The sequence below is a fragment of the Nocardia sp. NPDC004415 genome (assembly GCF_053602435.1).
Genome location: NZ_JBSGDP010000046.1, coordinates 42,226 through 48,689 on the forward strand (window position 1 = coordinate 42,226; position 6,464 = coordinate 48,689).

The following is a 6,464-nucleotide window of genomic DNA, read 5'->3' on the forward strand; positions in this document are numbered from 1 at the left end:
AGTAGTCAAAGTGTCGGGTGCCACATCCTGTGAGACTTCACATCACCGAAGCCGCCGGGCGAGCGCGTCCGGGCGGGAGTGGTGCCGGGACCGGCGAGAACAGGAGTTGCGATGACGGCACTGGCGCTCGATATCGGGGCGACGAAATTCGCTGCGGCAGTGGTGAACTCGGACTATTCGCTGCGTGGTGTGCGCCGTGTGGCCGCCGCCGTGGACGACCCGTGGGACGCCTGCCGGGAGCTGCTGGGCGTTGTGGCACACGACATGCGCGTCACCGCGATCGGCATCGGCGCGGCCGGTCCGGTGGACGTGCCCGGCGGGGTGATCGGCCCGCTGAACCTGCTGCCGTGGCGCGACGGCTTCCCGATCGTCGAGCGGGTGCGCGCGCTGTTCCCGGATGCGGTGGTGCGCTTGGCGATCGACGGTGCCTGCCTGGCGCTGGCCGAGCACCGCGTGGGCGGGCTGCGCGGAGTACGCAACGGGCTGGCGCTGACGGTGTCCTCGGGCGTGGGTGGCGGGATCGTCGCCGACGGGCGAGTGCTGGTGGGGCGCACCGGAAATGCCGGGCACATCGGTCACATCATCGTTCCTGGTGACGACACCCCTTGTGCCTGTGGGGGATTCGGGTGTGTGGAAGCGGTGGCCAGTGGGATGTCGTCGGTGCGCTTGGCGCGTTCGCGAGGGTGGACGGGGGAGACCGGCGTCGAACTGGCGGCCGCCGCCGCGGCCGGTGACCCGATCGCCCTCGCCGTGCTGGAAAGGGCGGGAACCGGGCTGGGACAGGCGATCTGCTCGGCCGCAGCGCTGCTCGACACCGACCGGGTGGTGATCGGCGGCGGCTTCGCGCAGTCGGGCGAACCGCTGTGGGGGCCACTGCGCGCCGCCGTCGCCCGGCACGCGGGACTGGGCTTCGTGCGGGAACTGACCGTCGAGCTCTCGCCGATCGGGGACGGCGCGACCCTCGTCGGGGCGGGCGTCCTGGCGGTCGAGGCGTAAACCGCCGTGGCCGGACTCTTCGGTCCGCGTGCGGCGAGTTCGCCGTGGTCGGGGTGCCCGCGCGCGTAGCCTCGGACAGGTGGCTGCCGACTACGTGCCGGGGGATGTCGTCCATATTCCGGATGGACCGCTGCGAGGTGTGTGCGCCGTGGTGCGCGAGGTCGACGCGGACGCGTCCCGATTACAGGTCGACGCTCTGGTCCCGGGCGGACCACACGAGATGAGCCTCGGGTTCGACGAGGTGGAGTGGGCCTGACCTTCGGCGCAATGCCAGAATGGCCCCATGACCTACACCCTCGTGCTGCTGCGCCACGGCGAGAGCGAATGGAATGCCCTCAACTTGTTCACCGGCTGGGTGGATGTGCACCTGACCGACAAGGGCATCGCCGAGGGCAAGCGGGCCGGTGAGCTGCTCGCCGAGCACGGCATCCTGCCCGACATCGTCTACACCTCGCTGCTGCGTCGCGCGATCAGCACCGCCAACAACGCGCTCGACGCCGCCGACCGGCACTGGATCCCGGTCATCCGCGACTGGCGCCTCAACGAGCGCCACTACGGCGACCTGCAGGGCAAGAACAAGGAGCAGGTCCGCGAGCAGTACGGCCACGACCAGTTCATGCTGTGGCGCCGCAGCTACGACACCCCGCCGCCGCCGATCGCCGACGACAACGAGTACAGCCAGGAAGGCGACCCGCGCTACGCCGGCATCGAGATCCCCAAGACCGAGTGCCTGCAGGACGTCGTCGCCCGGATGATCCCGTACTGGGAGAACACCATCTCCCAGGAGCTGCGCACCGGTAAGACCGTCCTGGTCGCCGCCCACGGCAACTCGCTGCGCGCGCTGGTCAAGCACCTCGACAACATCTCCGACGAGGACATCTCCGGCCTCAACATCCCCACCGGCATCCCGCTGCGCTACGAACTCGACGAGAACCTGCGCCCCGTGAAGCCCGCCGAATACCTGGACCCCGAGGCCGCCGCCGCAGGCGCCGCCGCGGTCGCCAACCAGGGCGGCAAGTAGTCCCCAGCTCTCCACAGCGCCCCGGTCCACCCCTGTGGACCGGGGCGCTGTGCTGTGTGGATGTCACAGGACCGGCGGTCACGTCGTCACCTCGGTAGCCGCCGCGATCACCGCGGCCACCGAAGGAGTCCGCCATGCACACCGCCTACGTCACCGTCACCATCGCCGCCGCCCTCTGGGTCGGCTTCTCCGCCGTCTCCCTCCTGCGCCGAGCCCCCTTCGTCGTCGACCCCCTCGTCACCTACGGCGTCCCCCAGTCCTGGTGGACGCCCCTGGGTATCGCCAAGGCCGCCGGTTCGATCGGCCTCCTGCTCGGCCTCGCCGTCCCCGCGATCGGCATCGCCGCCGCGATCGGGCTGATCCTGTACTTCACCGGCGCCGTTATCACGGTCCTGCGCGCCCACTCCTACAAGACGGTCGCCTTCCCGATCCTCTACCTGGCCCCGGTCGCGGCCGCGCTGGGTTTGGGCCTGGCTACGTGAATCCTCTTGTCCTCGTGTCGATTTGCCCGATTCGAACATGAGTTCGGTGACTGATAGCTTGTCCGCATGGTCAGTTCGTCGCACGAGGCGATGCACAAGATCTTCACCCACGATCCGGCGGCGTTCGCCCGCGCCTTCCATGTGCTGGGTCTTCCGTTCCCCGACCCTGTCGCGGTGGAGTAGATCTCGGTCGACCTGACCGAGACCGCGCCGATCGAACGCCGCGCCGACACCATCTTGCGGATCGAGACCGAAGACGATGCGTTTCTGCTGGTCGTCGAGGCACAATCGACGCGGGACCCCTCGCGTATTGCCGCGTGGTCCTACTATGTGACCTTCCTGCACAACAAGTACGACCTCCCCGTAGTGCTCGTCGTGGTCTGCCACGACAAGGAAACCGCCACCTGGGCGAGCAGGCCGATGTCGGTCTCCTACCGCCGGTGGGCCACCTTCCGCTTGTCGCCGTTGGTCCTCGGCCCGCACAACGTCCCCGCGATCATCGACCCCGCCGAGGCGGAGGCCGATCTGCCGCTGGCCGCCTTGTCTGCGATAACGCATGCGCGTGAGCCCGAGATCGGTGAGATACTGGAAGCGATCGTGGTGGCGTTTCGTCGACGTGGGGCGAGCGAGGAGACCGAGTTCTACGCTGAACTGGTCGAGCAGGGAATTTCACATACCGAGGCAGCCAAGCTCTGGAGGGACAAAATGGCCACCGATCTGTCGTTCTTCCGCTCCGAATCGGCGCAGCGCCTGCGGGAGCAGGGGCGTGAGGAGGGCCTCGAACAAGGGCGTGAGCAGGGTCTCGCGCTCGGAGTTCAGCGCGCGTTGTCGACGGTGCTCACCGGCCGCGGCATCGAACTGTCGGCGGCTCAGCGCACGCTGCTCACCGAGACGACGGATCTCGATCAGCTCAACGCTTGGTTGGCGCAGGCGCTGACAGCCAACAGCGCCGACGAACTCTTCGGCTGACCCCGGTCGCCGGGACCGTCGTAACTCGGTAGCTGTATCCGCACCGGCGCCACTGGTCGTCTCAGCGGACGAACGGCCGCCGCGCCTCGTTGGGCACGGTCAGCACGTCAGAGGGTTGTGGACGCAGGTTCGCTTCTGGTCTACCTGTTGTCCTTCGCTGCCTGGCGGCGGGTGCCGGCGGCGATTGTGGCGGCCTCGTACTTCTTGCGGCCTGGGGATTGCCGGGTTTCGTCGACGCGGATGCGGCCCGCGGAGTCGACTTTTCCGTCGACGGAGTCGACGTCGCTGAAGGAGGGGGCGTCCGTGCGGGCGCGGGCGAGGCGTTGTTCCTTCAGTTGCTCGGCGCTGTGCGCGGCGACCTTGGCCAGGCGGCGGCTGACGCGGCTGAGGGCGTCCTCGAAGACTTCGGCGCGGGCGGCGTTGCGCTTGTTGGCCGACTTGCCGGAGCCGCGTGCGCCCTTGGCCTCGACCTTGGCGGCGCCCTCGCGCCGGTAGAGCTTGACGTATTTGTTGCGGGCCCGCCGGATGCGGGAGTGCAGGTCGATCAGGTGGCCCTCGTCGAGCTTCGCCATCTGGGATTTCTTGGTCTTGCGGACCAGGACGTACTCGTCGTCGGACAGAGAATTCAGAATCTTGCTCATCGCGATCCTTTCCCGCCGAAATTCACCCGGGTGTCCACTGCATGATCCCACGTCCGCGCCGGTGACACGCCGGGCTGACACGCCGGTCGACGGTCGGGTGAACGGCAGGCGAACGGGATGCCAAGGGCCTGTGACCTGCGCGAAACTTCTGTGACCCGGCGTCGGGGCCGGGGTTCGCACTCGTACGATCAATCATGTGAGTGTTCCGCAGGCGGTGCTGTTGGCAGTCCTCGCGGCTGTCGTGGGACTGGCAGTCGGTGGCCTGCTGATCCCGTACGTCAATGCCCGCCACGCCGCGCGCAATCAGGAGGACACCGGGCTGACGATGTCGCAGGTGCTCGACCTGATCGTGCTGGCCTCGGAGAGCGGCATCGCCGTGGTCGACGAGTACCGCGATGTGGTGCTGGTGAATCCGCGCGCCGAGGAACTGGGCCTGGTCCGCAACCGGCTGCTCGACGAACGCGCCTGGGCGGCGGTGGAGAAGGTGCTCGCCACCGGCGACGCCGCCGAATACGACCTCACCGCCAAGAACCCCTCGCCCGGCCGCGGCCGGATCGCCGTGCGTGGCGTCGCCCGCAAACTGTCGCGGGAGGAGACCAGCTTCGTCGTGCTGTTCGCCGACGACGATTCCGAGCAGGCCCGCATGGAGGCGACCCGGCGCGATTTCGTCGCCAATGTCAGCCACGAACTCAAGACCCCCGTCGGCGCGATGAGCCTGCTGGCCGAGGCCATGCTCGAATCGGCCGACGATCCCGAGGCCGTGCGGCACTTCGGCTCGCGTGTGCTGGCCGAATCGCGGCGCCTGGGCAAGATGGTCACCGAGCTGATCGCGCTCTCGCGGTTGCAGGGCGCGGAGAAGCTGCCCGATCTGGCCGTGGTCGATGTCGACACGGTGGTGCAGCAGGCGGTCGACCGCTCGCGCACCGCCGCCGAGGCCGCGGGCATCACCGTCAGCACCGACCGGCCCAGCGGGCTCGAGGTGCTCGGCGACGAGACGCTGCTGGTCACCGCGCTGTCGAACCTGGTGGAGAACGCCATCGCGTACTCGCCGCAGGGTTCGCACGTGTCGGTGAGCCGGTCGCTGCGCGGCGACCACGTCGCGATGGCGGTGACCGACCGTGGGATCGGCATCGCCAAGGAAGACCAGGAGCGGGTGTTCGAGCGGTTCTTCCGCTCCGACAAGGCCCGCTCCCGCTCGACCGGGGGGACCGGACTCGGCCTGGCCATCGTCAAACACGTGGCCGCCAACCACAACGGTGAGATCACCCTGTGGAGCAAGCTGGGCACCGGCTCGACGTTCACCCTGCGCATTCCCGCCCATCTGGAGACAGAGGGCGACGAAGACGCGGCGTCGGTGCCGGAGCTCGGCACGAGAGAAACCATCGCCCAGCGCACCCCAGCTGGCCGAACGAACGGTGTGGAGGCACGCAGATGACGAGTGTGTTGATCGTCGAGGACGAGGAGTCGCTGGCCGATCCGCTGGCATTCCTGCTGCGCAAGGAAGGCTTCGACGTCACCGTCGTCGGCGACGGCCCGTCCGCGCTGGCCGAGTTCGACCGTTCCGGCGCCGACATCGTGCTGCTGGACCTGATGCTGCCCGGCATGAGCGGCACCGACGTGTGCAAGCAGCTGCGCACCCGCAGCGGCGTGCCGGTGATCATGGTGACCGCCCGCGACAGCGAGATCGACAAGGTGGTCGGCCTGGAACTGGGCGCCGACGACTACGTCACCAAGCCGTACTCCGCGCGCGAGCTGATCGCCCGCATCCGCGCGGTGCTGCGCCGCGGCGCGGGCGACGAACTCGATTCCAGCAGCGAGAACGGCGTGCTCGAGGCCGGCCCCGTGCGGATGGATGTCGACCGGCACACCGTCCACGTCAACGGCGGCCAGGTCACCCTGCCCCTCAAGGAGTTCGATCTGCTCGAATACCTGCTGCGCAACTCCGGCCGCGTGCTCACCCGCGGCCAGCTCATCGACCGAGTCTGGGGCGCCGACTACGTGGGCGACACCAAGACCCTGGACGTGCACGTCAAACGCCTGCGCTCGAAGATCGAAGCCGACCCCGCCAAGCCGGAACACCTGGTCACCGTCCGAGGACTCGGCTACAAACTCGAAGCGTAGAACCACGAAACCAAGGAACCCGGCCTCACCCACACGGTGAGACCGGGTTCTTTCGTCAACGAACCAACAACAGACCGTAGAACGGAACCAACAACGGGCCGCGAAACGGAACCAGAAACGGGTTTTCGGCCGCCTCGCATCCGAGGGGCGAGACGTAACGCCGAAGGCGGAGTATCGCCCCTCGGATGCGAGGCCCAATGGGCCGAAAAACCCGCGGCGCCAGCCGCCAAAACA

At 68.3% G+C, this 6,464-nt stretch carries 8 protein-coding genes; 7 read left to right on the plus strand and 1 reads right to left on the minus strand.

Annotated features, from left to right (window positions below; all coding sequences use genetic code 11):
* Positions 1 to 111: 111 nt before the first annotated feature.
* The 5 genes from ACWEMY_RS20830 (at position 112) to ACWEMY_RS20850 (ending at position 3,468) form a co-directional block, all read left to right on the plus strand.
* On the plus strand, positions 112 to 996 hold the full coding sequence (locus tag ACWEMY_RS20830; protein ID WP_452391340.1) for an ROK family protein: 885 nt from the start codon (positions 112 to 114) through the stop codon (positions 994 to 996).
* A 79-nt stretch (positions 997 to 1,075) separates the two neighbouring features.
* Positions 1,076 to 1,252, plus strand: a complete 177-nt coding sequence (locus ACWEMY_RS20835) for a KOW domain-containing RNA-binding protein (protein WP_375930436.1) — start codon at positions 1,076 to 1,078, stop codon at positions 1,250 to 1,252.
* Positions 1,253 to 1,279: 27 nt separating this feature from the next.
* A complete protein-coding gene (locus tag ACWEMY_RS20840) occupies positions 1,280 to 2,017 on the plus strand; it encodes a phosphoglyceromutase (protein WP_375930433.1) in 738 nt (245 codons plus the stop codon).
* 134 nt (positions 2,018 to 2,151) lie between these two features.
* Positions 2,152 to 2,499, plus strand: coding sequence for a DoxX family protein (locus tag ACWEMY_RS20845; protein ID WP_452391341.1), 348 nt, complete (start codon positions 2,152 to 2,154; stop codon positions 2,497 to 2,499).
* 237 nt (positions 2,500 to 2,736) lie between these two features.
* A complete protein-coding gene (locus tag ACWEMY_RS20850; protein WP_452391342.1) occupies positions 2,737 to 3,468 on the plus strand; it encodes a hypothetical protein in 732 nt (243 codons plus the stop codon).
* Between the two features lie 140 nt (positions 3,469 to 3,608).
* Here ACWEMY_RS20850 and ACWEMY_RS20855 read toward each other — a convergent pair whose 3' ends face one another.
* Positions 3,609 to 4,109, minus strand: a complete 501-nt coding sequence (locus ACWEMY_RS20855; protein ID WP_452391343.1) for a hypothetical protein — start codon at positions 4,107 to 4,109, stop codon at positions 3,609 to 3,611.
* Between the two features lie 196 nt (positions 4,110 to 4,305).
* Between ACWEMY_RS20855 and ACWEMY_RS20860 the strand changes: the two genes are divergently transcribed.
* Both ACWEMY_RS20860 and ACWEMY_RS20865 read left to right on the plus strand, forming a co-directional pair.
* Positions 4,306 to 5,544 (plus strand): sensor histidine kinase, encoded by a 1,239-nt coding sequence (locus tag ACWEMY_RS20860; protein WP_452391344.1) that lies wholly within the window; start codon positions 4,306 to 4,308, stop codon positions 5,542 to 5,544.
* A complete protein-coding gene (locus ACWEMY_RS20865) occupies positions 5,541 to 6,230 on the plus strand; it encodes a response regulator transcription factor (RefSeq protein ID WP_278261559.1) in 690 nt (229 codons plus the stop codon). Before ACWEMY_RS20860 ends, ACWEMY_RS20865 begins: the two co-directional genes overlap by 4 nt.
* The last annotated feature ends 234 nt before the right edge of the window (positions 6,231 to 6,464 follow it).

Excerpts from the sequence above, each read along its gene's own strand:
- ACWEMY_RS20830 (WP_452391340.1), top strand. The coding sequence starts at position 112 with ATGACGGCACTGGCGCTCGATATCGGGGCGACGAAATTCGCTGCGGCA.
- ACWEMY_RS20840 (WP_375930433.1), top strand. The coding sequence starts at position 1,280 with ATGACCTACACCCTCGTGCTGCTGCGCCACGGCGAGAGCGAATGGAAT.
- ACWEMY_RS20845 (WP_452391341.1), top strand. The coding sequence starts at position 2,152 with ATGCACACCGCCTACGTCACCGTCACCATCGCCGCCGCCCTCTGGGTC.
- ACWEMY_RS20855 (WP_452391343.1), bottom strand. The coding sequence starts at position 4,109 with ATGAGCAAGATTCTGAATTCTCTGTCCGACGACGAGTACGTCCTGGTC.
- ACWEMY_RS20865 (WP_278261559.1), top strand. The coding sequence starts at position 5,541 with ATGACGAGTGTGTTGATCGTCGAGGACGAGGAGTCGCTGGCCGATCCG.